Origin of the sequence: Corallococcus sp. AB049A (assembly GCF_003668885.1) — a bacterium.
In the GTDB taxonomy this organism is placed as follows: Bacteria; Myxococcota; Myxococcia; order Myxococcales; family Myxococcaceae; genus Corallococcus; species Corallococcus interemptor.
This window is the reverse complement of the sequence record NZ_RAWL01001273.1, coordinates 1-415: the sequence shown is the minus strand read 5'-3', so window position 1 is coordinate 415 and position 415 is coordinate 1. Positions and strand designations below refer to the sequence as shown.

The window sequence follows — 415 nt, the reverse complement described above, 5'->3', positions numbered from 1 at the left end:
GTTTTGAAGCGGCGGGAGAACTGGACTAACTGCCAGAGATCCGATTTCGCTTCGCCCGGTGCCTGTACCTGCTGACGCCAGAACTGAGTACGGCGTTCGGCGTTACCGTAAGCACCCTCTTTTTCTACCCACATTGCGGTCGGCAGGATCAAGTCGGCGGCCAGCGCACTGACTGTCGGATACGGATCGGAGACGATGATGAAGTTGCGCGGATCGCGCCAGCCCGGCATACGCTCTTCATTGATGTTCGGCCCGGCCTGCATGTTGTTGGTACACATGGTCCAGTAAACATTCAGCTTGCCGTCTTTCAGCGCACGGTCTTGTGCTACCGCATGCAGACCGATTTTCGCCGGAATGGTGCCGCTCGGGATATTCCACTTCTTCTCGCAGATATCACGATGTTTCTCGTTAGTTA

Annotated in this window: 1 protein-coding gene; it reads right to left on the bottom strand. The window is 55.9% G+C overall.

The window, feature by feature from the left end; translation table 11 throughout:
• The coding region (locus tag D7X55_RS46985) for a molybdopterin-dependent oxidoreductase (RefSeq protein ID WP_147470531.1) at nucleotides 1-415 on the bottom strand (415 nt) is incomplete at both ends.